The organism is Corallococcus sp. CA053C (assembly GCF_003611675.1).
Taxonomy (GTDB): Bacteria; Myxococcota; Myxococcia; order Myxococcales; family Myxococcaceae; genus Corallococcus.
In genome coordinates this window covers 1-442 of sequence record NZ_RAWA01000884.1, presented here as the reverse complement: position 1 = coordinate 442, position 442 = coordinate 1, and the positions used below count along the sequence as shown (strand labels likewise).

General features: G+C 55.2%; 1 protein-coding gene. It reads left to right on the top strand.

What is annotated here, in order from left to right; all coding sequences use genetic code 11:
* Positions 1-442, top strand: a 442-nt coding sequence (locus tag D7V97_RS43715) for an alkaline phosphatase (protein WP_199729278.1), incomplete at both ends; no start/stop codon positions are given.

Below are 442 nucleotides of genomic sequence, written 5' to 3'. Positions count from 1 at the left end.
CAGCAGTGCGAATGGTGACTACAGCCTGACCGGACTCGACAACTTTTCGCTGTTCAGCTCGGCAGGGCAAAACAACGGCATTCCCATCTTTGATAATGGCGTTCCACAAACCACCACGCCGCTGACGCGCATCGATACCGTTCGGCCTTTGGCTCCGGGTGAAACTAACGAGCAGTTTATCGCCAGAGAAGTCAACGAAAATCCGACTCTGGCGAATATGTCGCAGGCCGCCCTGAACGTGCTGGGCAAAGACCCGGATGGCTTTTGGATGATGATCGAAGGCGGCGATATCGACTGGTCTGCCCACGACAATAATCTCGACAACCTGATCGGCACGATGAACGATTTCGATCGCGCCGTCCAAACCGTAATTGGCTGGATCGGCTCACATGGCGGCTGGCAGAAAAACGTCCTCATTGTCACTGCCGACCACGACCACTAC